This is a genomic window from Geodermatophilus sp. SYSU D00705, from assembly GCF_054050135.1.
The window spans coordinates 105,393-130,422 of record NZ_JBJGYT010000002.1 but is presented as its reverse complement, the minus strand read 5'-3'; the positions used below and the strand labels follow the sequence as shown (position 1 = coordinate 130,422).

Here is a 25,030-nt window from a genome sequence, read left to right as displayed (position 1 = left end):
GCGATGCTCCCGCGGCTGTCAGGCGGCGACGACACAGCCGCCTTCCACGCCCCGGTCCGCTCCTCGCTCGCTGGCGCTCGCTGCGATGCTCCCGCGGCTGTCAGGCGGCGACGGGCTGCTCGAGGACGGCGGCCAGCAGCGAGTGCAGGTTCTCAAGCAGCGCCACGTCGCGCAGCGGCGTCCGCCGGTCCGGGCCGACCGGCACCTTGAGGGAGATCGTGTCGACGGTGGACTTGTAGGTCGCGCCGTCGGCCAGCCGGGCCAGCCGCATCTGCTGGGACTCCCGCAGCGGCACCGGCGAGATCCGGATCGCCCGGCCCTGCATCGACACCTCGGTGATCCCCCACTTCCGCACGGCGGCGCGGAACCGGGCGACGGCCATCAGGTTGAGCACCGGCGCGGGCGGGGCGCCGTAACGGTCGGTCAGCTCGTCGAGCACCGCCTGCGCCTGCTCGTCGGACTGGACGGAGGCGACCTTCCGGTAGGCCTCCATCCGCAGCCGCTCGCCGGGCACGTAGTCGTGCGGCAGGTGCGCGTCCACCGGCAGGTCCACCCGCACCTCGGCCGGCTCCGCCGGGGCCTCCTCGCCGGTGACCTGGGCGCGGTAGTCGGCCACCGCCTCGCCGACCAGCCGCACGTACAGGTCGAACCCGACGCCGGCGATGTGCCCGGACTGCTCGCCACCGAGCAGGTTGCCCGAGCCGCGGATCTCGAGGTCCTTCATCGCCACCGCCATGCCGGCGCCCAGGTCGGTGTTGTGCGCGATCGTGGTCAGCCGGTCCACGGACGTCTCGGTCAGGGGGCGCGACGGGTCGTAGGTGAAGTAGGCGTAGGCCCGCTCGCGGCCACGGCCGACGCGGCCGCGGATCTGGTGCAGCTGGGACAGGCCGAAGGTGTCGGCGCGGTCGACGATCAGGGTGTTGGCGTTGGGGATGTCCAGGCCCGACTCGACGATCGTCGTCGCGACCAGGACGTCGTACTCCTTCTCCCAGAAGCCGACCATGATCCGCTCGAGCTCGTGCTCCTTCATCTGCCCGTGGCCGACGGCGACGCGGGCCTCGGGCACCAGGTTGCGGATCTTCGCCGCGGCCTTGTCGATCGACTGCACCCGGTTGTGGATCACGAACACCTGGCCGTCGCGCAGCAGCTCGCGGCGGATGGCCGCGGCCATCTGCTTGTCGTCCCAGGCGCCGACGTAGGTCAGCACCGGGTGCCGCTCCTCCGGCGGGGTCAGGATCGTCGACATCTCGCGGATGCCGGTCAGCGACATCTCCAGGGTGCGCGGGATCGGGGTGGCCGACATCGACAGGACGTCGACCGCCGTCCGCATCGTCTTCAGGTACTCCTTGTGCTCGACGCCGAAGCGCTGCTCCTCGTCGACGATGACCAGGCCGAGGTCCTTGAACCGGGTGGTCGGCTGCAGCAGCCGGTGGGTGCCGACCAGGACGTCGACCTCCCCGGCCGCCAGCTGGCGCAGCGTCTCGGCGCTCTCGGCGTCGGACTGGAACCGGGACAGCACCTTCACCGTCACCGGGAACTGCGCCATCCGCTCGGAGAAGGTCTTGAAGTGCTGGTTGGCCAGCAGCGTCGTCGGCACGAGGACGGCGACCTGCTTGCCGTCCTGCACCGCCTTGAACGCCGCCCGGACGGCGATCTCGGTCTTCCCGTAGCCGACGTCGCCGCATATGATCCGGTCCATCGGGACCGGGTTCTGCATGTCGGCCTTGACCTCGTCGATCGCGGCCAGCTGGTCGGGGGTCTCGTGGAACGGGAAGGCGTCCTCCAGCTCGCGCTGCCAGACCGTGTCCGGGCCGAACGCGTGCCCCTGGGTGGCCATCCGCGCCGAGTAGAGCCGGATCAGCTCCGCGGCGATCTGCTTGACCGCCCGGCGCGCCTGCCCCTTGGTCTTCTGCCAGTCGGCGCCGCCGAGCTTGGACAGCGCCGGGGCCTCGCCGCCGACGTAGCGGGTCAGCTGGTCGAGGGCGTCGGTGGGCACGAACAGCCGGTCCGGCGGCTGGTTCCGCTTGGACGGCGCGTACTCGACGATCAGGTAGTCGCGCTGCCCGCCGTTGACGGTGCGGCTGACCATCTCGATGTAGCGGCCGATGCCGTGGTGCTCGTGGACGACGAGGTCGCCGGGCTGCAGCTGCACCAGGTCGACGGCGTTGCGCCGGCGGGCCGGCATCTTGACCGCGTCGCGCATCGAGGTGCCGCGCTGCCCGGTGAGGTCGTGCTCGGTGAGCAGCGCGAGGCCCACGCCGGGGAAGGTGAACCCGGCCTCCAGGTTGCCCTGGGTGACGTGGGTCAGCCGCGGCTCGGGGGCGGTCGCGATGTCGGGCACCAGCCGGGCGCCGAGGTCGGCCTCGGCGAACTGGTCGGCGGCGCGCTGGGCGGGGCCCGGGCCGGCGAAGGTGACGACCAGCTGCCAGCCGGCCCGCGACCACGTGCGCAGCTGGTCGATGGCGCGCGGCACGTCGCCGGAGAAGCGGTCGACGGTGGTCGCGTCGAGGGTGACGTGCGTGTCGTCGTCCTCGATCGCCAGGGTGAACGCGCCGGTGCTCCACCACGGCAGGCCCCGGCCGCGGGCGGCGGTCTCGACGTCGGCCAGGTCGCGGAAGGACGACGCACCGAGGTCCAGCGGCGCCTCCCCTGCCTCGGCGGCGGTGGCCCACGACGCGGCGAGGAACTCCTCGGCGGTGCGGACCAGGTCGGCGGCACGGCTGCGCACCCGCTCGGGGTCGCAGACCAGCACGTGGGTGCCGCGCGGCACGAGGTCGGTGAGGAGGTCCATGTGCTGGCCGCCGATCAGGGCCGGGGTCAGCGACTCCATGCCCTCGACGGCGATCCCCTCGGCGAGCTTGCCGAGGATCTCCAGCAGCCCGGGGTGCTCCACGGCCAGCGCGGCCGCCCGCTCACGCACCTCGGTGGTGAGCAGCAGCTCGCGGCACGGCGGGGCCCACAGCCGCTCGGGCCGCTCGTCGAGGGAGCGCTGGTCGGCCGCGGAGAAATAGCGCAGCTCCTCGACCTCGTCGCCCCAGAACTCCACGCGCACGGGGTGCGGCTCGGTCGGTGGGAAGACGTCGACCAGCCCGCCCCGGACGGCGAACTCGCCGCGCTTCTCGACCAGCTCGACGCGGGTGTACGCGGCGTCGGTCAGCGCCTGCGCGACGTCGTCGAGCTCCGCGGAGTCCCCCGGCTCCAGCTCCACCGGGACGAGGTCGCCCAGCCCCGGCGCGAGCGGCTGCAGCACGCTGCGCACCGGCGCGACCAGCACGTCGATCGCGCCGCCCACGCCCGGGTGCGTGAGGTCGCGCAGCACCGCCAGCCGGCGGCCGACGGTGTCCGCGCGCGGGGAGAGCCGCTCGTGGGGCAGCGTCTCCCAGGCGGGGAACACCTCGGTGCGCCGGTCCGGGAGGAAGCAGCGCAGCTGGTCGGCGACGGCGTCGGCGTCCCGCTCCCCCGCCGTCACGACCAGGACGGGGACGCCGCCCTCCCCGCCCGCCGCCGCCAGCGCGGCGGCGACCAGCGGCTGCACCGGCGGCGGGGCGGTGACCGCCAGTTCGGCGTTCCCCGCGGCGGCCACCACGCGGGCCATGCCGGGGTCGGTGAGGACGACGTCGAGCACGCCGCGCAAGGTCACGAGACCGTCTCCTGAGACTTCGGGCCACGCACGTCGCGCCGGGTGCGCGGGGGGCCGGACCCCCAGGTTAGTCCCGGGACCGCACCCCCGCCGCCGTCACGGGGCGTCACCACGGCGCACGCCCGATCGAGTGAGCCTCCCCGTCCGGGCGACCTGCCCGGAGGCGCCCCGGACCTACTGTCGCCCCCGGAGTACCTGCGATGGGCGGGGGACGGGTCGCTCCACGTGTGCCACCCCGCCCTCGTCGGCCGGCGAGAACGGGGAGTCGAGAATGGAACTGCAGGACTACGCGGTGGCGCTGCGCCGCCACTGGGCGGCGGCCCTCGGCGTGACGCTGGCCTGTGTGCTGGCCGCGCTGGTCGTCGTCCTGGCCACGCCGGCCGGCTACCGCGCCACGGCCCAGGTGTTCGTGGCGAGCACCGGAGAGGGCACGAGCGGGTCCCAGTTCGTCAACCAGCGTGTGACCAGCTACCCCGACGTCGCCCGCAGCCGCGCCGTCCTCGGGCCGGTCATCGAGGACCTCGGCCTGACCGGGTCGTTCGCCGACCTGCGCGCCCGGGTCGAGGCCGTCAACCCGCCGGACACCTCCCAGATCGACATCGCCGTCACCGGCCACGACGCGACCGAGGCCACCGAGGTGGCCAACGCCATCGCCGAGGAGTTCCGCGTCGTGGTGGAGGACCTCGAACGGCCGGAGGGCGGCGTCTCCCCGGTCGACCTCACGGTGACCAACCCGGCCACCGTCCCGAGCAGCCCCGACTCCCCGCAGACGACGCTGCTGCTCGGCCTCGGCCTGGCGGTCGGGCTGGCCCTGGGTGCCGCCCTGGCCGTCGTCCGCAGCCGGATGGACACGACCGTGCACGGTCCCGACGACGTCCGGGCGGCGTGGGGCGACGGGGACCTGCCGCCGCTGCTGACCCGGCCCTCCGGCCACGCCCGCCGCAGCGCGCTGATCGGCCGTCCCGCCGCCCGGCTGGCCCGCCGGATCGAGGCACTCACCGAGGACCGGCCCGTGCGGGTGCTGCTGCTGTCCCCGTCCCCCAGCCCGGCGCTCGTGCCGGGGGCGTTCGCCGACGAGGTCGCCCAGGAGCTGCGCGCACGCGGCGTGGCCACGATCGTGACCGGCCCCTCCGAGGACCCCACCCGGCTGCCCGCCGTCCCGCGCGAGGGTTCCGCTCGCGTCCGCCTGGTGCTCGGCTCCTCGCTGCTCAGCCTCCGCACGTGGAAGCAGGTCGCCGAGGAGTTCGACGGCGTCGTCCCGGTCGTCGCCCCGGGCCGGGTCGAGCGGGCCGAGCTGGCCGAGCTGCGGTCGATCCTGGCCGGTGCCGGTGTCGCGGCGCTCGCCGTGGTCGTGAGCGCCGTCCGCCGTCGCCGTCCGGCCTCGGCATCCGGTGCGGCCGCGGCGGCGAAGGTGGCGGACGGGGCGGCCGAGCCCCTGACGGTCGCCCGCTGAGCGTGGGCGCGCCCGTCCCGACCGCCGCGCCGGCGGGGTCGCCCGCGGCCGGCCGGCACCGGCGCAGCGTGCTGCTCATCGCGTTCCTGCTGGTCGCCGCGACGGTGGGCTGGCGGCGGGGTGAGTACTTCACCGGGTCGGTCGACCCGGTCGTCGCGGCCAAGGCGGCCGTCTGCCTGCTGGCGATGGGCCTGGCGTTCCTGCTCGCCCAGTCGGCGGGGCAGCACCGGCACCGGGTCGGCAGCGCGTCGCTGTGGTGGCTCGGCGTCGTCCTCGGCTGCTCGATGTTCGGCGCGCTGGCCACCGGCAACCTGGTCTCCGGCGGCGTGGTCGCGGCCCGCGTCGCGATCCTCGGCGCGACCGTGCACTTCCTGCTCCGGGCCGCCCCCGGGCTGCAGGTCCTGACGAGCCTGGCGACCGCCTGCGGCGCCGTGGCCGTGGTCGCCGCGGTCACCGGGCTGCCCACCCTGGCCGACGGGCGGCTGGCCGGTGGCGTGCCGGCGCTCAGCCCCAACGAGATGTCGCTGCTGGCGGGCATCGCCGTGGCCTTCCTGGCCTGGCGCGCGGTCCTCGGGGAGGCCAGCCTCGGGGCGATGGTCGCCGGGGCCGGGTTCCTCGGGGTCATCTGGCTGACGGAGTCCCGCACCGGCCTGCTCATGCTGCTGGTGGCCATCGCGGTGATGGCCGTGCAGATCCGCCGGCCGCGGGTCGGCCTGGTGGTGAGCGCGCTCGTGCTGGGTGCGCTCGCGGTCATCGCGGCCGTCGCGACCGGCGTCGTCACCTCGTTCCTGGAGCGCGACGGGGACGGCGCCAGCACGCTGGAGTCCCGGTTCATCGCCTGGCGGGCCGCGGTCGACCTGCCGGCGTCCTGGTGGCAGGAAACCTTCGGCGCCGGGCTCGCGATGAAGATCATCCCGGTCCGCGGCCAGTGGTGGGACACCCAGCCCCTCGACAGCAGCTGGGTGTCGCTGCTGGTGCAGGCCGGCGTCCTCGGGATGGTCGTGGCCGGCCTGTGGGCGCTGTGGGTGTTCCGCGGCGCGCTGCACGCCCCGCACCCGCTGCGGGTGCTCTTCCTCGGCCTGCTGGTGTTCATCGTGGGGCGCAGCGTCGTGGAGAGCGGCCTGTTCGACGCGACCCCCGCGTTCCTCTTCTTCCTGGCGATCTCGGCGCTCTGCGAGGGCGCCTCACGGCAGCGGCTGGCGGAGGACGCCGCGCTGGTCCCGGAGTTCCGCCGCCGCTGAGCGCGCGAGGCTGCGTCATCCCTCCACGACCTGCCAGAGGCCCGCGGCGTCCATGCGGAGGAGGAAGTCCCGCCGCTCCTGCTCGTCCGCGCCGACCGTCATCTGGCAGGTGACCTCGGCGCCTGGCACGGCCTCCGGGACGTCGGGGCAGTCCGGGTCCTCGAACAGCGTCTCGGGGTTGTTCCTCTGCATGGTGTAGTGCAGGTGCGCCGCGATGCTCTCGCCGGACCCGGGCCCCGCCGTCGGGACACCCTCGGTGGGCGGTTGCTCCAGCCCCCCGGAGTAGTCCGTCTGCCCGCAGCCCACGACGGCCACGGCCAGCACCGCGAGCACCCCGATCCCGTTGCGTGCCATGGCCGCTCCTCCGCGCCGTCACCCCAGGGTGGTGCAGGGTGTCCCCCGAACGGCGTCGTGTCCACGGGGTGCGAGGACGGCGCGGACGCCCGCACGTGACCGAGCGGCATCGCACCCGCGCCGCTGAGGCGCCGCGTCGCGGCATCCGTGAGGATCAGCGGCATGGGGGACGCCACGGGATGAGCCCGCGCTGGTGGCGGCCGGTGGAGGAGACGCCGGACCGGGCGACGAGCCGTGTCGTCCAGGCGGTCCTGGTGCTCGGGATCCTGGTGCTCCTCGGCGGGGTCGCCGCCCTGGACGAGGTCCGCCTGAGCACACCTGGCATCCGGCCCTACCTGGCCGCGTTCCTCCTGGCGGGCGCCGGCCTGCTGGTAGCCGTGCTGGCGCGCACGGAGCGCGTCCGCCGGCACAAGAGGAGGTCCGCCCGCCCGTCGCGCGACGAGTGAGACCCGTTGCGGGTGGAACTCGCGCTCTGCGGGCGCTGCAGTACCCGCAGAGCGCGGAGAACGCCCGCAAAGGCCGCCCGCTCAGGCCGCCACGGGCTCCCGCACCGGCACCGGCGAGCTGCGTCTCACCATCGGCACCACCACCGACTGCCGCACCGCCACCGCGGCCAGCGCCGGGCCGAGGGCCAGGGCCAGCGGCGCCCACGGCGTCCCGGCGGGCACCAGCAGCACCAGCAGCGCGACGGCGCCCAGCGACGCGAACTCCAGCGAGCGCAGCGCCAGCACGCGGCGCTGCCCGCCGTGGACCGAGGCGAGCGAGGAGTACGGCAGCAGCGCCGCACCGGCGACCGCGTAGGCCGCCCAGCCGGCGACGGCCTCGGCGGGGACGGCGTAGTCGCCACCGGTCAGCAGCGGGCCGAGCCACGGGAGCGCCAGCAGCCCGACGGCGCCGATCACCGCCACGGCCAGGCCGATGCCGAGCGCGGCGCGGTCGGCGACGCGGAGGCCGGCCGCCATCGGGCCGGACCGCAGGCCGACGAAGTGCGGCAGCAGGAAGGACCCGAGGCCGGCCAGCAGCGTCAGCGTCGGCGCGGTGTACACCCGCGCGGCCTCCAGCGGCCCGTACGCCGCGGCGCCGGCCACGGCCACCACGAGCACGCGCAGCAGGGTGAGCGACCCGGGGCGGATCGTCTGCGCCGCCGCCCGCCACACCCCGAAGGAGGCGACGGTGCGCAGCGCCGGCCGCCGCCAGGGGCCGCGCGGGCGCTCGTCGGCCGGCACGAGCCACCAGGCGACGACGGCGGCGGCGCTCTGCCCGGCCAGCAGGGCGACGACGAAGGAGCTCAGCGTGATCCCGCCGGTCGCGCCCGCCAGGCCGAGCGCGGTCATGGCGCCGACCAGGCTGGTCGTGTCGACCACGGCCAGGGACCAGTACCGCCCGGTGGCCATGAGCAGCCGGCGCAGGGTGTCCTCGACGATGAACGCGGCGCAGGCCGGGCCGAGCAGCAGCCCGGCCCACACCGGCACCAGCCCGCTGACCAGGGCGGCGACGGCGCCGACCAGGCCGGCCCCGGCGGACACCACGAGCGTCCACACGTGCAGCCCGGCGCGCACGCCGCGGTCCGTGCGGTCCAGCACGGTCAGCGAGTCGCCGACCAGCCCGCTGCAGACGGCGGTGACGAGCACGAGCGTGCCGTAGACGAGGGCGAAGACGGCCAGCCCGCCGGCCCCGAGCACACGCGCGGCGGCCACCTGCAGCGCCAGTCCCGCGACCGCCTGCGTCCCCTGCCCCACGACCGCGGCCACGGCCCGGCGGCGGAGCAGGTCCAGCACCCGCGACGTCACGAGGTCAGCCCCGTGACGACGCCTCGGCGCGGCGCTGGCGGACGACGTGCCGCGCCAGGCGGGCGACGATGTGCGCGCGCGTGTCCCCGGGGCTGACGTAGCAGCGCGGCAGGGTGACCCGGTTCCCCGGAGCGTAGTCGCCGGTGACGCAGGCGTTGTCGTAGCCGGCGGCCCGGACGGCGTCCGCCGCGGCCTCGTCGTAGCTGCCGTACGGGTAGCAGAAGCTGGGCACCTCGGCCTGGAGGACGTCCTCCAGCACCCGCTTGCTGTCCCCGACCTCCGCGGCCAGCGTCGCCGGGTCGGCGCCGGCGAGGCGGGCGTGGGTCATCGTGTGGCTGCCGACCTCCTGGCCGGCGGCCGCGACGGCCCGCACGCGGGCGGCGTCCATGATGTCGAAGCGCGGCCCGGTGTCCCACTCGTTCTGCCCGCCCATGCGGCCGGCGACGACGTAGACGGTGCCGGTCATGCCGTGGCGCTGGAGCACCGGGACGGCGTGGTCGAGGAAGTCGCTGTAGCCGTCGTCGAAGGTCAGCCCGACCAGGCGGTCGGCCTCCCCGCGGTCGACCGCGCGTACCAGCTCGGTCAGCGAGACACCGCGCAGCCCGAGCCGGCGCAGCAGCCGCAGGTGCCGGTCCAGTCGGTCCGGGTGCACCCGCAGCCGGTGCGGGTCGGGCTCGGCCGACGGGCTGATCGAGTGGTACATGAGCACCGGCGGCACGTGCAGGCGTACCTGCCGCGCCGGGGCGGCGGTCACCGGCGGCGGGCGGCGTCGGCGAGCACGGGGGCGCCCGTCTCGGCCGGCGCCTGCGCCTCGATGGCGGCCAGCGCCCGGCGCAGGACGGTGCTCGAGGTGTGCATCGTGTACGGGAAGTAGCGGACCTCCACGCCGACGGCGGCGAAGTCCTGCTCGAGCTTGGTGCCCTTGGCGGTGCCCCGCCAGTCGTCGCCCTTGAAGATCACGTCGAAGCCGACCTCGCGCCAGGTGTCGATCTTGTCCGGCACGACCTCTGCGTGGACGGCGTCGACGCAGCGGAGGTTGCCGACGATCTCCATGCGCTCCGCCAGCGGGATGACCGGTGCCCGGCCCTTCGTCAGCAGCAGCATCTCGTCGGACACGACCCCGGCGATCAGCCGGTCACAGTGCGCGGCCGCGTGCTTGAGGATGTTCAGGTGCCCGATGTGGAAGAGGTCGTAGGCGCCGGGCGCATAGCCGATCACTGGCACGTCTGTGTTCCCCCCGTGGACGATGAGTGAACTGCCACTCCACCAGCAGTCGTCACTCACCGTCATCCCCCGGAAGGGGCTCGTCACCCGAACGTGGCCGTGACCAGCACTGCAACCACCGTTCGGGTGACGCTGGGTCACCCCGCCGCACCCGCCAGGTCGTCGGCACGCGGATCCAGCGCGGCGACCGCGGCCACCAGCTCCCGCGCGAAGCGCTCGGGCGCCGACCGGCGGCGGGCCGCTGCCGCGTCGGCCTGTGCCGCCTCCCGGAACACGGCCCAGTCCTTCGCCACCCGCGCGACGGCGTCCGCCCACTCGACCGCGTCGCCGGGCTCGACCGCCTGGGCGCTGGCGTAGCCGGCGGCCGCCTCGCGCAGCCCGCTGTGCGCGCTGACCACCAGCGGGCGGGCCGCCAGCACCGCCTCGACCGCGGTGTTGCCGAACGACTCCTCCTGCACCGACGGCACGAGCACCACGTCGGCGGCGGCCAGGTGCGGCCAGACGTCGGACCGGAAGCCCAGGAACTCGACGCGGTCGTCGAGACCGGCGGCCGACACGCTCCGCCGCAGCTCGTCCTCGAACCACTCGTAGCCCTCGAAGACCGCGCCGACCACCGTCAGCCGGGCGTCGACCCCGCGCACCAGCAGCTCCTGCAGCGTGGCGACGGCGACCTGCGGTCCCTTGCGCGGGGACAGCCGGCCGACGAACAGCAGCCGCAGCGGCCCGTCGACGTCCGCCCGCGCGGGAGCGGCGAGCGCCGGCCCGCGGACGGCGTTGAGCACGACCGTGCTGCGCCTCCGCACGCGCGGCGCCACCTCCGCCAGCACCTCGAGGGTGAACCGGCTGTTGGCCACCACGCGGTCGGCCAGCACCGGGCACAGCGCCATCCCGCGGCGCAGCAGGCGGGGCGCGGACCGCTCGGCCTCGTGCACGTGGCAGATCGACCGCCGTCCGGCCAGCCGGGCCAGCAGCGGCCACGACGGCAGGGTGAGGGTGTTGACGTACACCCCCGCCTCGCCGTGCCGCCGCAGCAGCCGCAGCGCCGGCACGACGCCGCGCACGGCATCGGCCAGCAGCCGCAGCGCACCCCGCGGGCGCAGCGCCGAGTTGCGCAGCACCGGCATCGGGCACAGCTCGACCCGGACGCCGCGCGCCTCGAGCTCCGCCACCAGCGGCCCCGGGCAGGGCAGGGCGACGGTGACGTCGAAGGCGCTCGACAGCGCCGTCGCCGACTCCAGCAGCACCCGGTCGGCGCCGTAGAGCTCCGCGCCGGGGTGGACGACGAGCAGGGACGGGCGGGTCGCGGCAGCGGTCACCGGGTCAGGCCGCCGGGCCGGTGAACAGCAGCAGCGGGGCGCCCGCCTCGTAGCCGACCTCGACGGTGATCGAGTCGCGGGCGTCGGCCGGCACCGTGAAGACGTAGACGCCCTCGGCCGACTCACCCGGCTGCACCACCGTGGCGAAGGGCGCCCGGGACGGGTCGTCCAGCGGCGAGGCGGGGGTGGCGTCCGGACCGTGGGAGAGGTTCACCGCGACACCGCCCAGCGCGACCGGCTCGGCCGTGCCGTTGGCGATCCGCACGGTGATCCGCAGCGCCGGTCCGGCGATGTTGCCCGGCCCCACGGCGGTGCCCTCGATCGCCTCGATCGACGGCAGGGTGGCGACGATGCCGTTGCCGACCGCGGCCTCCGCGTCGAGCGGCACCTCGGGCAGCGACTCCGGCGCCTCGTCGACGTCCTCGGTCGGGCCGGTGGGCTCGGGCGTCGGCAGCGGCGACGGGACCGGCTCGTCGGACGCCGCGGTGGGCGTCGCGGGAGCCGACCCGGCCGGCGGTGCCGACGTCGCCTCGTCGTCCCCCAGCAGGACCAACAGCACCACCAGGACGGCGACGAGCACCGCCGCGGCGGCTGCCAGCAGCAGCCGGCGGCGCACCGGCGCGGGTGCGGGTGCGCTGCGCCCGGGATCGGTGTCGGTGCTCATCGCGGCAACCTGCCCATCTCGCGGAACCACTTGACGGAGGCGAGAGCCAGGAAGGCCGCCGCCGCCAGGAACAGGACGGTGTACGTGGGCACGAACAGCGACGGGGCGCCGAACAGGACGAACACGCAGGCCAGCAGGCCGTAGTCGGTGGGGAGGGTCAGCAGCGAGCGGCCCACGCCGACCCGCTGGCCCGTGCGCTGGGCGCGGGTCGCGACGCCGTGCTGGGCGCGCAGCGCCTCGTTGAGCATCGTTCCGAAGTAGGTGACGGCGTCGACGACGCAGTAGCCGAGGGGGATGAGGAGCCACGCCTCATCGGCCGTGCCGAAGCGGTAGGCGCCGATCAGCACCGCCAGGTGCAGGCTCGAGGCCTTGGCGGCGTCGACCATGTGGTCGAGCCACTCCCCCGCCGGCGAGCCGCCGCCGCGCAACCGGGCCAGCTGCCCGTCGGCGGCGTCGAGGGCGTAGCCGAGCACCAGGCACGCGGCGACGGCCAGCCCCATCGGCAGGGACGGCGGGACGAGCGCGAGCAGCGCGATGCCGGTCGCGGTGAAGACGGCGCTGATGCCGGTGACCGCGTTCGGCGTGAGGCCGGCGTGGAAGGCCAGCGCCGCGAACACCCGGCCCAGCTTGCGGTTGACGAACCGCGAGTAGGCCGGCGCCCCGGCGGCGCCCTTCTGCGCGGCCGAGAGACGGCCGATGGTGTCGCGCAGGCTCTCCCCGGCGGGGCGGCCCGGCCGTTCGACCGTGGCGGTCACTGCTGGCCTGCCCGGAGGTTCTCCTCCGCGGGCGCGGGAGCCGGCGCGGGCACGACCACGGCCGCGTCCGCGTCCACGGCCGGCACGGTCGACACGCGCGGCAGCGGGGCGTCGGCGGCGGTGGGCCGCCGTCGTCCGGAGGGCCGGCGCCGCGGGAAGCGGCGTCCGGCGAGGGCGCGGGCGAGCTCCTCGTAGCCTGCGGCGACCTCGTCCCAGTCGTAGCCGGCGGCCAGCTCGCGGGCCCGCTGCCCGGCGCGCTCGGTCCCCTCCGGGTCGGCCTCGGCCGCGCCGATCTGCCGGGCGACGTCGTCCGCGGTGCGGAAGAACCGGCCGGCGTCGGCGACGACCTCACGGTTGAAGTCGACGTCGAAGGCGATGACCGCGGCGCCCGCCCCGATCGCGCGCAGCAGCGAGGGGTTGGTGCCGCCCACCGAGTGCCCGTGCAGGTAGGTGCAGCAGTTGGCGTAGAGCTGGTCGAGCAGCTCCTGGTCCCAGACGCCGCCGAGGAAGCGCACCCGCCGGTCGGCGAGGGCGTGCACCTGGCGGGTGTAGTCGTCGGCGTAGGGCGCGGAGCCGACGACGACCAGCGGCCGGGCCGCCTCGCTGCCGGCGTAGCCCTCGACGATGAGGTCGACGTGGTTCTCCGGCTCGAACCGGGCCACGACCAGGTGGTAGCCGCGCGGCTCGAGGTCGAGCTCGGCCAGCCGGTGCGAGCCGGGGGCGATGCGCGGGGCACCGTAGGTCAGCAGCGTGGTCGGCGCGGCGAAGGCGTCGCGGTAGTAGTCGGCGATGCCCTGGGCGTCGGCGATGAGCGCGTCGGACCAGCGGACGGCGAGCGCCTCGGCCACGCGGTAGTACCGGCGGCCGGCGCGACCCCACTTCGCCCGCTTCCACTCCAGCCCGTCGACGTGGGTGGCGACCGGGATGCGGGCCGCGCGGAGGGCCGGCAGCAGCGGCGAGTTGGCCGCGTTGAACACGATCGCGGCGTCCGTCCGGTGGGCGAGCAGGTGCTTCACCGACAGCGCGGTGTGGCTCAGGGTCTCCAGGGACCGCTTCCGGGCGGCCGGCAGGTGCACCAGCTCCATGCCCAGGTGTTCCGCCGGGGGCGACCCCTCGGCGCCGGGCACGGTGCGGCAGTAGACGACGACCCGGTGCCCGCGGTCGGCCAGCCGGCGGCCGATCTCCTCGACGGCGGTCTCGAACCCGCCGTAGTGCGCGGGCACGCCGCGCGTGCCCACGAGGGCGATGCTCAAGCGGTCCACCTGGCCTCCGATCACAGCAACGGGGACGACACGAGTCGCGCGCAGGACGCAGTCGTGTCGTCGCTCCTGGTGAGGATCACCGCCGACCGTCGCCGCGGCGAGTGCAGAGCGGACGCCCTCACCCGCAGGGGTCACGCGGGGAGGAGGGCGGTGACGGTCAGTACGCCCCGGACCGACTGACGACGGCGCGGACGGTCTTGGCGAGGATGAGCAGGTCCATCGCGAGCGACCAGTTCTCCACGTAGCGCAGGTCCAGGCGCACGGCCTCCTCCCAGGGGAGGTCACTGCGGCCGGAGACCTGCCAGAGGCCGGTGAGCCCCGGCTTGACCAGCAGCCGGCGGTGCACCGAGGTGTCGTAGCGGGCGACCTCGCCAGGCAGCGGCGGCCGCGGCCCGACCAGCGACATCGAGCCGCCGATCACGTTGAACAGCTGCGGCAGCTCGTCCAGCGACAGCCGGCGCAGCAGCCGCCCCACGGGGGTGACCCGGGGGTCGGAGCGCATCTTGAACAGCAGCCCGTCGGAGATGTTCTGCGCCATCAGGTCGGCGACCTGGCGGTCGGCGTCGACGACCATGCTGCGGAACTTGAGCATGGTGAACGCCTGGCCGTTCACGCCCACCCGCTCCTGGCGGTACAGGACGGGCCCCGGACTGGTGAGCTTGATGGCCGCGGCGATGGTGAGCAGCACCGGCGCCATCAGGACGACGGCGAACCCGGCGGCGGCGCGGTCGAGGCCGCCCTTCACCACGCGCCGCCAGCCCTCGAAGCGCGGCTGCTCGACGGTGAGCAGGGGCAGCCCCTCCAGCGGACGGATGTGCAGCCGCGGGCCGGCGACCTCTATCAGGCCGGGGGCGACCAGCAGCTCGATGCCGGTGCCCTCCAGCTGCCACGACAGCTGGCGCAGGTACTGGGCGGCGGTCTCGCTGGCGGAGGTGACGGCGATGGTGTCGGCCCCCAGCCGGGCGGCGAGCGCCACGACCTCGTCCATGCTGCCCACGGGCAGGTCGGCCGCTCCGGCCACCCGCTCCCGGTCGACCGCGGGCACGCAGGTGGCGACGACGTCCAGCCCGGCGAACTGCTGGCGGCGCAGCCGCTCCACCAGCTCGAGGACGGCCGTCCCCCGGCCGACGACCACCACCCGCTTGGTGCACCGCCCCCGGGCCCGCAGGGCGCGCAGGGTGCAGCGGGCGGCGAAGCGGCCGAGCAGGGTGCCGAGGGTCAGGGCGGGGACGGCGACGACGACCAGCGCGCGGCTCAGGTCCAGGTGGGCGGCGTAGGAGATGAAGCCCGCGGCGGCGAGCAGCAGGAAGCCGGCCTTGCCGACGGCGCGGTACTCGTCGCTGCCGGTGCCGAAGACCCGCTCGGCGTGCGCACCCGTCGCCTGCAGCAGCATCGGCCATGCCACGGTCAGCGCGGCGGCGGCCCAGAACAGCGCGGTGCCGGGCGCGAACCCGGTCGGGTGGCTGGCGAGGACCGCGGTCGCGGCCACCAGGGCGGCGAGCACCTCGAAGACCGTGAGCGCGAGGGAGTACCGCCGCACCCACGCCGGCGTTCCGGAGCGGGGCCGCAGCCGTGGCGCGGCGTCCGCGACGGGCGGCCGGGCGGCTGTTCCCAGCCGGACCCTCGTGTGGTCGAGAAGCACGGTTTCCCCCGAGCGCGCGTGACAGCCTGTAGCCGAGGTCACTTGGGCAGGGGATGGGACAGCTCCGTCACCAGGACGTTTCCCCGCCAGCTCCGCTCGGCGTCGGAGGAACCATCACAGAGCGTCATTGACGGGGTCAACGCGGAGCAGGCCCATTCACCCGATAGGAGAGCGGGTCCCCCGGCGCGTCACCGGTTGGGGGGACGCATCAGCTCCGGGGGTGGACGACGTTCTGCGCGGCCTCGAGACCGCGGGTCAGGAGCTCCTCGGCCGCGTCGGCCGCCTCCACGAGCAGGAGGTCGAGCTCCTTGCGCTCGGTGGCGGAGAAGTCCTTGAGCACGAAGTCGGCGGGGTCCTGCCGGCCGGGCGGGCGGCCGATGCCGACGCGCACCCGGAGGTAGTCCTTGGTCCCGGTGGAGCGGGAGATCGAGCGGAGCCCGTTGTGGCCGCCCTCGCCGCCGCCGCGCTTGAGCCGCACGCTGGCGAAGGGGATGTCGAGCTCGTCGTGCAGCACGACGAGGTCGGTGGGCGGGATGGAGTGGTAGTCCAGCAGGCCGCGGACGGGGCCGCCGGACTCGTTCATGTAGCTGGTGGGGCGGGCCATCACGACCCGGCGGCCGGCCAGCCGGCCCTCACCGATCAGCGTCCGTGCCCGCTTGCCCTTCCCGGGCGAGAGCCGGATGCCGGCGCGGTCGGCGAGCAGGTCGAGCACCATCGCGCCCACGTTGTGCCGGTTCCCGGCGTAGGAGGGGCCGGGGTTGCCGAGGCCCACGATCAGGAAGGGGCCCTCGGACACGGACGAGCCGGGGGCGCCGGCAGTGCCGGCGCCCCCGGTCGTCCCGGAGGTGGTGCTCAGGGCTGGACGCCGGTGTTCTCGCCGGCGTCGGCCGGGACGGCACCCTCGATCTCGGAGGTGGCCTCCTCGGCGGGCTCGGCGGACTCCTCGCGCTCGATGCCGGCCTCGGCCTCGGCCTCGGCGAGCTCGGCCTCGAGGGCCTCGGCGGTCGGGGCGCCCAGGAAGCCGATGACGAGGGCCTCCGGGTCGGTGACCAGCGTCGCGCCGCGCGGCAGGACCAGGTCGCCGGCGGCGATGTTCTGGCCGGCGGTGCGCCCGGTGATGTCCACCTCGATGGTCTCGGGGAGGTGCGTGGCCTCGGCCTCGATCGAGACGGTGTTCAGCTGGTGGTTCGGGATGGAGTCCACGCCCGGCTCACCCACGACGACGATCGGGATGTCGACGGTCGTGCGCTCGCCGCGGCGGACCAGGAGCAGGTCGACGTGCTCGTGCTGGCGGGTCAGCGGGTCGCGCTGCACGGCCTTGGTGAGCGCGAGCTCCTCCTTGCCGTCCAGGACGATGGTGAGCAGGGCGTTGGCGCCGCCGTTGCGCAGCGCCGCGGCGAACTCGCGGGCCGGCAGGGACAGGTGCACGACGTCCTGGCCGTGCCCGTAGAGGACGGCGGGGACGCGGCCGGCCCGGCGGGTGCGGCGGGCGCTGCCCTTGCCGAACTCGGTGCGGGCCTCGGCGACGAGGCGGAAGTCAGCCACGGTGGTGTGCTCCTCAGGAGGGGTCGGTGTCGGTGGCCGGCGCGCGGCGCGGCACACCCCGACCGGGGCACACGCACGTCGATCACGGAGTACGGACGGGCCGTCTCCCTCGCCGGGCAACCACCTGAGGGTACCCGACGCAGAGGAGGCTGCTCCCGCGGCGTCCGCCACGCTCCCGCGGTGCCGCAGCGCCGCAGGAGCGGGCGGAACCCCCGCACGAGCAGCCCCAGGTCACGAGGCGCCGTCGAAGAGGCTCGTGACCGAGCCGTCCTCGAAGACCTCCTTGATCGCCCGCGCGAGCAGCGGCGCGATGGAGAGGACGGTGAGCTTGTCGAACTGGCGGGCCGGGTCGATCGGCAGCGTGTTGGTCACGATGACCTCGCTGACCCGGCTGTTCTTCAGCCGGTCGACCGCCGGCCCGGAGAGGACGCCGTGGGTGGCCGTGACGATGACGTCGGCGGCGCCGGCCTCGAAGAGGGTCTCCGCCGCCTTCACGATCGTGCCGCCGGTGTCGATCATGTCGTCGACCAGGATGCAGACCCGGCCGGCGACCTCGCCGACGACGCGGTTGGCCACGACCTCGTTGGCGACCATGGGGTCGCGGGTCTTGTGGATGAAGGCCAGCGGGGTGCCGCCGAGCTTGTCGGTCCACCGCTCGGCCACGCGCACGCGGCCGGAGTCCGGCGAGACGACGGTGATGTCGCGGTCCCCCCACCGCTCGCACACGTGCTTGACCAGCAGGTCGAGGGCGAAGAGGTGGTCGACCGGCCCGTCGAAGAAGCCCTGGATCTGGGCGGTGTGCAGGTCGACGGTCATGAGCCGGTCGGCGCCGGCGGTCTTGAACAGGTCGGCGACGAGGCGGGCGGAGATCGGCTCGCGGCCGCGGTGCTTCTTGTCCTGCCGGGCGTAGGGGAAGAACGGCGCGACCACGGTGATCCGCTTGGCCGAGGCCCGCTTCAGGGCGTCGACCATGATCAGCTGTTCCATGAGCCAGGTGTTGATCGGTGCGGTGTGGCTCTGCACGACGAAGGCGTCGCAGCCGCGTACGGACTCCTCGAAGCGCACGAACAGCTCGCCGTTGGCGAACTCGTACGCCGCCGTCGGCGTCGGGGTCACGCCGAGGTGGCCGGCGATCTCGTCGGTCAGCTCCGGGTAGGCCCGGCCGGAGAACAGCATCAGGCTCTTGCTGGTGGTCTGCCGGATGGCGCTCATCGGCTCAACTGCCCCTAGTGGTCGTCGTCTCTGGGAACGTGCCGTCGACCGGCCTACTCGGACGCCTGCGTTCGAGTGTCGGCCGCGCCGGCGGCCTCCGCACCCCCGGCCGCCTCCGCGGCCTTCGCCGCGGCCGTCCCTGGACGCCGGCGGCGCACCCAGCCTGCCACATTCCGCTGGGTGGCCCGCGCCACAGCCATCGCCCCCGGGGGCACGTCCGAGGTGATCACGGACCCGGCCGCGGTGTAGGCGCCGTCGCCCACCGTGACCGGTGCCACGAGCATCGTGTCGGAGCCGATCCGCACGTGGTCGCCGATCGTCGTCCGGTGCTTGGCGACGCCGTCGTAGTTGACGAAGACCGTCGCCGCCCCGATGTTCGCGCCCTCGCCGATGGTGGCGTCGCCGACGTAGGACAGGTGCGGCACCTTGGAGCCGATGCCGACCTCGGCGTTCTTCGTCTCGACGAAGGCGCCGACCTTGCTCCCGCGGGCCAGCCGGGTGCCGGGGCGCATGTAGCTGAACGGGCCGACGGTGGCGTCGGGCCCGACGACGGCGCCCAGCACGTGCGAGCGGACGACGGAGGCGCCCTCCCCCACCTCGGTGTCCCGCAGCGTGGTGTCCGGCCCGACGACGGCGCCGGTGGCCACCGACGTCGTCCCCTGCAGCTGGACGCCGGGCTCGAGCACCGCGTCGGGGGCGACCGTGACCGTCACGTCGACCCAGGTGGTCGCGGGGTCGACGACGGTGACGCCGGCGCGCATGAGGTCGTCGAGCACCCGGTCGTTGAGGGTGCGCCGGCGGGCCGCCAGCTCGCGGCGGTCGTTGCAGCCGAGGACGTCGTCGGGGTCCTCGGCACGCACGCCGCCGACCCGGGCGCCCTCGGCGACGAGGAGGCCGAGGACGTCGGTCAGGTACTGCTCGCCCTGGTCGTTCTCCTCGCCGAGGGAGCCCAGCATGCGCCGCAGCGCGGCCGCGTCACCGACGTAGACGCCGGCGTTGATCTCCCGGATGGCGCGCTGCTCGGGGGTGGCGTCGCGCTCCTCGACGATGGCCTGCACCGCACCCTCGGCGTCCCGCACGATCCGGCCGAGGCCCGTGGGGTCGGCCACCTCCGCGGTGAGGACCGTGAGCACGCTGCCTGCGGCGCGGTGCTCGTCGACCAGCGCGGCGATCGTCTCCGGGCGCAGCAGGGGCGCGTCGCCGTTGACGATCAGCACCGGACCGTCGACCTCGGGGACGGCGTCCAGCGCGACGGCGGCGGCGTGCCCGGACCCGCGCTGCTCGGCCTGGAACACCGGCCGCGCGGCGGGCGCGACCGCGGCGAGGTGCTCCTCGACCTGCTCCCGGCCGGCCCCGACGACCACGACGGTGTGCCCGGCCGACAGCGGCTCGGCCGCGGCCAGCACGTGCCCGAGCATGCTGCGCCCGCACAGGGTGTGCAGCACCTTCGGCGTGGACGACTTCATCCGCGTGCCCTGCCCGGCGGCGAGGACGACGACGGCGGCGACGGACGGCGGGGGTGGGACGGTCACGGGTCTCCTCGTGCCTAGGGCTCGGACGGCGTTGCTGGGGGACTCGGACTCGAACCGAGACTTCCCGGCTCCAAAGGCCGGCGGGCTGCCGATTACCCCATCCCCCACTGCGTGCGTCACCGGCGCACCGGCGGCGCGGACACCGGTCGGCGTCCCCCGGAAGCCTAGGGCGCCCCGGGATCGCGGGCACCGCCCGACCGGGTGGTCCCGACAGGCGGCACTCCCTACGGTGACGTAGGTTACGGCCTCGCAGGCCGGTTCCCCGGCACCCCAGAGCCGCGGTGCCCACCGGTCCCCCACCACCAGGAGGCCGCTTGTCCGCGCCCGCACTCACCCGGCCCACCGCACCGCCGCGCTCCGCCGACCCGGACGCCGGCCTCCCGGCGAACGCACTGGGCGAGGTGAAGGGCGCGCTGGAGCAGATCACGCTCTACGTGTTCGTGATCGTGCCGTTCCTGGCCCTGGCCGCGGTGGTGCCCGCCGTCTGGGGGTGGGGGCTGTCCTGGCTCGACGTGGGCCTCGCCGTCGGCTTCTACTACCTGACCCTGCTGGGGGTCACCGTCGGCTACCACCGGCACTTCACCCACGGGTCGTTCAAGGCCAACCGCCCACTGCGGATCGCGCTCGCGGTGACCGGGTGCATGGCGATCCAGGGCCCGGTGGTGCAGTGGGTCGCCGACCACCGTCGGCACCACGCCTTCTCCGACCGCGCCGGTGACCCGCACTCTCCGTGGCGCTACGGCACCGACGCGCGGGCACTGCTCAAGGGCATGTGGCACGCGCACCTCGGCTGGCTGTTCGACCGCCGGCAGACCAACCCCGAGCGCTATGCGCCCGACCTGCTCAAGGACGTCGCCCTGCGGCGCACCAGCCGGCTGTTCGTGGTGTGGGCCTTCCTCAGCCTGGCGCTGCCGGCGGTGATCGGCGGCCTGGTCACGCAGAGCTGGGCCGGTGCCTGGTCGGCGTTCTTCTGGGCCGGCCTGGTGCGGGTGGCGCTGCTGCACCACGTGACCTGGTCGATCAACTCCGTCTGCCACGTCGTCGGCAGCCGGCCGTTCGCCTCTCGGGACCGGGCGACCAACTTCTGGCCGCTGGCGCTGCTCAGCGGTGGGGAGTCGTGGCACAACCTGCACCACGCCGACCCCACCTGCGCCCGCCACGGCGTGCTGCGCGGCCAGGTCGACATCAGCGCCCGCGTCATCTGGGTGTTCGAGAAGCTCGGCTGGGCGCACAGCGTGAAGTGGCCCGACCCGGTCCGGCTGGCCGCCAAGCGGCGGGTCCCTGCCGCGGCCACGTCCTGACGGCGGCCGGTCCCCCACCCGGGCCGCCGACGCCGCACAGGACCCCCGCGGCGGGGGCGGCACGGGGCACCATGGGGGCCATGCCCAGCAGCGTGGCTCGGCCCCGGGTGCGCATGACCGGCGCCCAGCGGCGTCAGCAACTGATGGACGTCGGCCGGGAGGTCTTCGCCCAGCGCGGCTACGAGGCCACCTCCATCGAGGAGCTGGCCGCCCGCGCCGACGTCAGCAAGCCCGTCGTCTACGAGCACTTCGGCGGCAAGGAGGGCATCTACGCCGTCGTCGTCGACCGCGAGATGCAGCGGCTGCTGGACCGCTTCACCTCCGCGCTGGCCGCCGGCGGCACCCCGCGGGAGCTGCTGGAACGGGCCGCCCTGGTCCTGCTCGACTACATCGAGGAGGACACCGACGGCTTCCGCGTCCTGTCCCGGGACTCCCCGGTCAGCGGCGCGTCGGGGGGCACCTACTCGTCGCTGATCGGTGAGGTGGCGCGCAAGGTCGAGCACATCCTCGCCGCGCAGTTCGACGCCCGCGGCTACGACCGCCGGCTCGCCGAGCTCTACAGCCAGGCGCTGGTCGGCATGGTGGCGCTGGTGGGTCAGTGGTGGCTGGACACCCGCTCGCCGGGCAAGCGCGAGGTGGCCGCGCACCTGGTCAACCTGTCCTACAACGGCCTGGCCCACCTGGAGCCGGCTCCCCGCCTGGTCAGCCGGCCCTCGGAGCTCCCCAGCGCCTGAGGGTCACCCGACCAGGCGGGCCCCGGGCACCGGTCCGTGCACCGCGCGGACGGTGCGGTACACGCCCACCCCGGCCAGCTCGGCGGCCAGCCGGACGGCGGCGTCCTCGTCGTCGGCGAGCGCGGCCACCGTCGGCCCGGACCCGCTGACGATCGCCGCGGGCGCGCCGGCGTCCGTGGCTGCCCGCAGCGCGCGGCGCAGGGCCGGCCGCAGCGACACCGCCGGCGGCTGCAGGTCGTTGGCCAGCGCGGCGGCGAGCGCCGACACCGGACCGCTGCGCAGCGCGCTGATCACCGGCTCGGGCGAGGCCAGCTCGCCGCCGTCGGGCACCCGCCCCTCGTCCCGCAGCCGGTCCAGCTCGGCGTAGACCGCCGGGGTCGACAGGCCCTCGCCGGCGATGCCGAGCACCCAGTCCCACCGCCGCCGGGCCAGCACCGGGGAGAGCTGCTCGCCCCGACCCGAGCCCAGCGCGACCCCGCCGTGCAGGCTGAACGGGACGTCGCTGCCCAGCTGCGCGGCCAGGGCGGCGAGCTCGCCGCGGGTGGCGTGGGTGCCCCACAGGGCGTCCAGGGCGACCAGCGCGGCGGCGGCGTCGGCACTGCCACCGGCCAGCCCTGCCGCGGCCGGGATGGACTTGTCGACCGTGATGGTGGCGTCCGGGGACACGCCGGCGCGCTCGGCGAGCAGCTCGGCGGCCCGCCAGACGAGGTTGCGGCGGTCGGTGGGGACGGCGTCCGGACCGGTGCCCGTGGTGCCCTCACCCGTGACGTTCAGCGCCAGCCCGGAGCCGGGGCGGACGGTCACCGTGTCGAACAGCGAGACGGCGAGGTAGACCGTCCGCAGCTCGTGGAAGCCGTCGGCGCGCAGCGGGCCCACGGCCAGGTGCACGTTCACCTTGGCCGGCGCGCGGGCGACCACGGCGCCGTCCCCGGCGATCCGCCCGGGCCCGCCGGAGGACGACCAGCTCATGCGCCCGGCTCCACCGGCGGGGTGGCGGCCAGCCGCGCGAAGTCGGTGACCGACAGCTGCTCGCCCCGGGTGGCCGGTTCGATGCCGGCGGCCCGCAGCCGGGCCTCGGCCGCGGCCGGGCTGCCCGCCCACCGCGCCAGCGCGGCCCGCAGGCCCTTGCGCCGCATGCCGAAGGCCGCGTCGACGACGGCGAACGTCGCGGCACGGTCCCCGGGCGGCGGCGGCCGGCGCACCAGCGCGACCAAGCCGGAGTCGACGTTGGGCTCCGGCCAGAAGACGCGCCGGCCCACGTTGCCGGCGCGGCGGACCTCGCCGTACCAGGCGGCCTTGACCGACGGCACGCCGTAGGCCGGGGCGCCGGGCGCGGCCGCGAGCCGCTCGGCGACCTCGGCCTGCACGAGCACCAGGGCGCGGCGCAGCGTGGGCAGCAGTTCCAGCAGGTGCAGCAGCACGGGCACCGCAACGTTGTACGGCAGGTTGGCCACCAGCGCCGTGGGCGGCGGCCCGGGGAGCTCATGGACCCGCAGTGCGTCGGCCTCGACGACGGTCAGCCGGTCGGCGAGGGCGGGCGCCCGCTCGGCGACGGTGCGCGGCAGCAGCGCGGCCAGCCGGGGGTCGATCTCCACCGCGGTGACCCGCGCGGTGGCCGGCAGCAGGCCGAGGGTGAGCGAGCCGAGTCCGGGACCGACCTCGAGGACGACGTCCTCGGGGGTCACCTCGGCGGTGCGCACGATCCGCCGGATCGTGTTCGCGTCGTGCAGGAAGTTCTGCCCCAGCGTCTTGGTCGGACGCAGGTCGAGCTGCTGGGCCAGGTCGCGGATCGCGGCCGGGCCCAGCAGCTCGGAGGCCGGCTCGGGAGTGCTCAGCGGAGACCGAGCTTGCGGGCGCAGGCCGGCCAGGCGCCCCACCCCTGCGTGGCCTGGACGCGCTCACCCACGGCGATCTGCTCCTCCCGGCTGGCGTCGCTCGGCAGGCCGGTGCCGCCGTGGGCCCGCCACGTGCCGAGGTTGAACTGCAGGCCACCGTAGTAGCCGTTGCCGGTGTTGATGGCCCAGTTGCCGCCCGCCTCGCACTTGGCGAGCTGGTCCCAGACGCCACCACCGGCGACCGCCGGGGCGGCCGGGCGCTCCTTCGTGCCCACCGTGACCTGCTCGTCGACCGGCTTGCGGGTGACGGTGGTGGTCAGCTGCTCGCGCGCGGTCTCGACGCCGTCGGTGACGGTGACCCGGAAGGTGGTGGCCTGCTCGCCGTCCACGCCCTTCTGGGTGACGGTCTTCTCGCCCTCGAAGGCCTCGGGGTTCTGGGTCTCGACCGTGCCGTGCGGGATGGCAGAGGTCTCGGTGACCTCGTTGACCTGCACGCGGGTCACCTGGATCCGCATGCGGTCCAGCAGCGCCTGCTCGGCGTACACGCTGGTGCGGTCGTCCGGGCCCAGCGTGACGCCCTGCTCGGCCAGCAGGGCTCCGGCGGTGGCGGCCGTCGTGGTCACCACGCGCTCGGTGCCGTCGACGAGCAGGGTGATGTCCTTGGGCGTGCTGATCGACAGCGCCATGCCGTCGAGCGGGAGCCGCTCGCTGCGGCTGGCGGAGAGCACGAGGTCGTCGGCGCGGTAGCCCAGCTGCGCGAGCGCCTCCTCCACCGACAGCGCGGTCACGTAGACCTCGCTGGCCACGCCGTCCACGGTCAGCTGCAGGGGGCGGGCCCGGTTGACGACGACCGCGTCGCCGTCCTCGACACCGGCCTCGGCGTCGGGCAGGACGACGTCGTGCGACTGCGTCTGCAGGCCCTCCTCCTCGAGCACCTCGCCGACGGTGTCGGCGTAGGTGCGGACCTCACGCGCCTGCCCGTCGACGGTCAGCGTCAGGGACTTCTGGGCGGCGAAGTAGGCCAGGGTGCCGCCCACGAGTCCGAGCAGGACGAGGGCGTAGAGGGCGAGCTTCAGCGATCGGGACACGACACTTCCAGGGGTCACTGAACCCGGGCAGAGGAGGCCGCGCAGGAACCCACCGGCAGGTGGGCACCGAGCGCGTTCCCGGCTCGGACGGCAGTCGACCGGGAGCTCATCGCTCCCGGTCGCGGTGCCGCCCGGGTCGGTCCCCACCCCGGCTGGTCACGACACGATAACGAACCTGATACCTCAGGCGACGGTGCGTGAGCAGTGAACCAGCGGGTCGACGTAGCGACATGTGGGCGCGCCGATACACCGAGTGATTGTGTGCCGGGCTGCCACGCGTGGGACGCGTGCGCAGCGTGTGGCTGGTGGGGTGACCAATCGCACAGTGTGGCTGCCCTCTCGACGGGGCAACGGCGCCGCTCAGCGCACCGGCGAGGGGTGACGGGGCACACGATCGGGCCGGCCCCTGGTCACCCGGCGGACCGGTTCGGGAGCCTCCTGC

22 protein-coding genes and 1 tRNA gene are annotated in these 25,030 nt (G+C 75.1%); 5 read left to right on the top strand and 18 right to left on the bottom strand.

Features of this window, described 5'->3' with window-relative positions:
• Positions 1–100: 100 nt before the first annotated feature.
• Entirely contained in the window at positions 101–3,640 is a 3,540-nt protein-coding gene (gene mfd / locus ACI78Q_RS02070; RefSeq protein ID WP_456921652.1) for a transcription-repair coupling factor, read from the bottom strand.
• Between the two features lie 271 nt (positions 3,641–3,911).
• Between mfd and ACI78Q_RS02065 the strand changes: the two genes are divergently transcribed.
• Together ACI78Q_RS02065 and ACI78Q_RS02060 are read left to right on the top strand one after the other, a co-directional pair.
• On the top strand, positions 3,912–5,093 hold the full coding sequence (locus tag ACI78Q_RS02065) for a YveK family protein (RefSeq protein ID WP_456921651.1): 1,182 nt from the start codon (positions 3,912–3,914) through the stop codon (positions 5,091–5,093).
• Positions 5,094–5,095: 2 nt separating this feature from the next.
• Positions 5,096–6,334 (top strand): hypothetical protein, encoded by a 1,239-nt coding sequence (locus tag ACI78Q_RS02060; protein WP_456921650.1) that lies wholly within the window; start codon positions 5,096–5,098, stop codon positions 6,332–6,334.
• Positions 6,335–6,349: 15 nt separating this feature from the next.
• Here the strand turns inward: ACI78Q_RS02060 and ACI78Q_RS02055 are convergent, their stop codons facing one another.
• Positions 6,350–6,688, bottom strand: a complete 339-nt coding sequence (locus ACI78Q_RS02055) for a hypothetical protein (protein ID WP_456921649.1) — start codon at positions 6,686–6,688, stop codon at positions 6,350–6,352.
• 179 nt (positions 6,689–6,867) lie between these two features.
• On the opposite strand from ACI78Q_RS02055, the gene ACI78Q_RS02050 reads away from it, so the two are divergent.
• The gene (locus ACI78Q_RS02050; protein WP_456921648.1) at positions 6,868–7,134 is read left to right on the top strand and encodes a hypothetical protein; all 267 of its coding nucleotides are present in this window, start codon (positions 6,868–6,870) and stop codon (positions 7,132–7,134) included.
• An 81-nt stretch (positions 7,135–7,215) separates the two neighbouring features.
• Here ACI78Q_RS02050 and ACI78Q_RS02045 read toward each other — a convergent pair whose 3' ends face one another.
• From ACI78Q_RS02045 to ACI78Q_RS01985, 13 genes are all read right to left on the bottom strand, one after another.
• Positions 7,216–8,478, bottom strand: coding sequence for an oligosaccharide flippase family protein (locus ACI78Q_RS02045; protein ID WP_456921647.1), 1,263 nt, complete (start codon positions 8,476–8,478; stop codon positions 7,216–7,218).
• 4 nt (positions 8,479–8,482) lie between these two features.
• A complete protein-coding gene (locus ACI78Q_RS02040) occupies positions 8,483–9,232 on the bottom strand; it encodes a polysaccharide deacetylase family protein (RefSeq protein WP_456921646.1) in 750 nt (249 codons plus the stop codon).
• A complete protein-coding gene (locus tag ACI78Q_RS02035; RefSeq protein ID WP_456921645.1) occupies positions 9,229–9,702 on the bottom strand; it encodes an adenylyltransferase/cytidyltransferase family protein in 474 nt (157 codons plus the stop codon). The genes ACI78Q_RS02040 and ACI78Q_RS02035 overlap by 4 nt, the downstream gene beginning before the upstream one ends.
• Before the next feature lie 137 nt (positions 9,703–9,839).
• Positions 9,840–11,018 carry a glycosyltransferase gene (locus ACI78Q_RS02030; RefSeq protein ID WP_456921644.1) on the bottom strand — a complete coding sequence of 393 codons (1,179 nt, stop codon included), beginning with the start codon at positions 11,016–11,018 and terminating at the stop codon, positions 9,840–9,842.
• A 4-nt stretch (positions 11,019–11,022) separates the two neighbouring features.
• Positions 11,023–11,682: a hypothetical protein gene (locus ACI78Q_RS02025; protein ID WP_456921643.1), complete on the bottom strand. Its 660-nt coding sequence runs from the start codon at positions 11,680–11,682 to the stop codon at positions 11,023–11,025.
• Complete coding sequence (locus tag ACI78Q_RS02020) at positions 11,679–12,437, bottom strand: CDP-alcohol phosphatidyltransferase family protein (RefSeq protein ID WP_456921642.1); 759 nt, start codon at positions 12,435–12,437, stop codon at positions 11,679–11,681. The genes ACI78Q_RS02025 and ACI78Q_RS02020 overlap by 4 nt, the downstream gene beginning before the upstream one ends.
• The gene (locus tag ACI78Q_RS02015) at positions 12,434–13,699 is read right to left on the bottom strand and encodes a DUF1972 domain-containing protein (protein ID WP_456921641.1); all 1,266 of its coding nucleotides are present in this window, start codon (positions 13,697–13,699) and stop codon (positions 12,434–12,436) included. The genes ACI78Q_RS02020 and ACI78Q_RS02015 overlap by 4 nt, the downstream gene beginning before the upstream one ends.
• A gap of 157 nt (positions 13,700–13,856) precedes the next feature.
• On the bottom strand, positions 13,857–15,239 hold the full coding sequence (locus ACI78Q_RS02010) for a sugar transferase (RefSeq protein ID WP_456921640.1): 1,383 nt from the start codon (positions 15,237–15,239) through the stop codon (positions 13,857–13,859).
• A gap of 310 nt (positions 15,240–15,549) precedes the next feature.
• Positions 15,550–16,137 carry an aminoacyl-tRNA hydrolase gene (gene pth / locus ACI78Q_RS02005; protein WP_456921639.1) on the bottom strand — a complete coding sequence of 196 codons (588 nt, stop codon included), beginning with the start codon at positions 16,135–16,137 and terminating at the stop codon, positions 15,550–15,552.
• A gap of 56 nt (positions 16,138–16,193) precedes the next feature.
• Positions 16,194–16,886 (bottom strand): 50S ribosomal protein L25/general stress protein Ctc, encoded by a 693-nt coding sequence (locus ACI78Q_RS02000; protein ID WP_456921638.1) that lies wholly within the window; start codon positions 16,884–16,886, stop codon positions 16,194–16,196.
• Positions 16,887–17,117: 231 nt separating this feature from the next.
• Positions 17,118–18,098 (bottom strand): ribose-phosphate diphosphokinase, encoded by a 981-nt coding sequence (locus ACI78Q_RS01995; protein WP_456921637.1) that lies wholly within the window; start codon positions 18,096–18,098, stop codon positions 17,118–17,120.
• A gap of 53 nt (positions 18,099–18,151) precedes the next feature.
• Positions 18,152–19,630: a bifunctional UDP-N-acetylglucosamine diphosphorylase/glucosamine-1-phosphate N-acetyltransferase GlmU gene (gene glmU / locus ACI78Q_RS01990; protein ID WP_456921636.1), complete on the bottom strand. Its 1,479-nt coding sequence runs from the start codon at positions 19,628–19,630 to the stop codon at positions 18,152–18,154.
• Between the two features lie 34 nt (positions 19,631–19,664).
• Positions 19,665–19,737, bottom strand: a tRNA-Gln gene (locus ACI78Q_RS01985).
• Positions 19,738–19,944: 207 nt separating this feature from the next.
• Here ACI78Q_RS01985 and ACI78Q_RS01980 point away from each other — a divergent pair.
• Together ACI78Q_RS01980 and ACI78Q_RS01975 are read left to right on the top strand one after the other, a co-directional pair.
• Positions 19,945–20,931, top strand: coding sequence for an acyl-CoA desaturase (locus ACI78Q_RS01980; RefSeq protein WP_456921635.1), 987 nt, complete (start codon positions 19,945–19,947; stop codon positions 20,929–20,931).
• 80 nt (positions 20,932–21,011) lie between these two features.
• Positions 21,012–21,665, top strand: coding sequence for a TetR/AcrR family transcriptional regulator (locus ACI78Q_RS01975; protein WP_456921634.1), 654 nt, complete (start codon positions 21,012–21,014; stop codon positions 21,663–21,665).
• A 3-nt stretch (positions 21,666–21,668) separates the two neighbouring features.
• Here ACI78Q_RS01975 and ACI78Q_RS01970 read toward each other — a convergent pair whose 3' ends face one another.
• Genes ACI78Q_RS01970 through ACI78Q_RS01960 form a run of 3 tightly spaced genes read right to left on the bottom strand, consistent with a single transcriptional unit; the run spans position 21,669 to position 24,588 of the window.
• Entirely contained in the window at positions 21,669–22,634 is a 966-nt protein-coding gene (locus ACI78Q_RS01970) for a 4-(cytidine 5'-diphospho)-2-C-methyl-D-erythritol kinase (RefSeq protein WP_456921633.1), read from the bottom strand.
• Positions 22,631–23,542: a 16S rRNA (adenine(1518)-N(6)/adenine(1519)-N(6))-dimethyltransferase RsmA gene (gene rsmA, locus ACI78Q_RS01965; protein WP_456921632.1), complete on the bottom strand. Its 912-nt coding sequence runs from the start codon at positions 23,540–23,542 to the stop codon at positions 22,631–22,633. The genes ACI78Q_RS01970 and rsmA overlap by 4 nt, the downstream gene beginning before the upstream one ends.
• Complete coding sequence (locus tag ACI78Q_RS01960; protein ID WP_456921631.1) at positions 23,497–24,588, bottom strand: ubiquitin-like domain-containing protein; 1,092 nt, start codon at positions 24,586–24,588, stop codon at positions 23,497–23,499. Before ACI78Q_RS01960 ends, rsmA begins: the two co-directional genes overlap by 46 nt.
• Positions 24,589–25,030: the final 442 nt, after the last annotated feature.

What these genes read in the sequence shown, in the direction of transcription:
- ACI78Q_RS02065 (WP_456921651.1), top strand. Translation starts at nt 3,912, where the DNA reads ATGGAACTGCAGGACTACGCGGTGGCGCTGCGCCGCCACTGGGCGGCG.
- ACI78Q_RS02055 (WP_456921649.1), bottom strand. Translation starts at nt 6,688, where the DNA reads ATGGCACGCAACGGGATCGGGGTGCTCGCGGTGCTGGCCGTGGCCGTC.
- ACI78Q_RS02050 (WP_456921648.1), top strand. Translation starts at nt 6,868, where the DNA reads ATGAGCCCGCGCTGGTGGCGGCCGGTGGAGGAGACGCCGGACCGGGCG.
- ACI78Q_RS02025 (WP_456921643.1), bottom strand. Translation starts at nt 11,682, where the DNA reads ATGAGCACCGACACCGATCCCGGGCGCAGCGCACCCGCACCCGCGCCG.
- ACI78Q_RS01995 (WP_456921637.1), bottom strand. Translation starts at nt 18,098, where the DNA reads ATGAGCGCCATCCGGCAGACCACCAGCAAGAGCCTGATGCTGTTCTCC.
- ACI78Q_RS01975 (WP_456921634.1), top strand. Translation starts at nt 21,012, where the DNA reads ATGCCCAGCAGCGTGGCTCGGCCCCGGGTGCGCATGACCGGCGCCCAG.
- ACI78Q_RS01970 (WP_456921633.1), bottom strand. Translation starts at nt 22,634, where the DNA reads ATGAGCTGGTCGTCCTCCGGCGGGCCCGGGCGGATCGCCGGGGACGGC.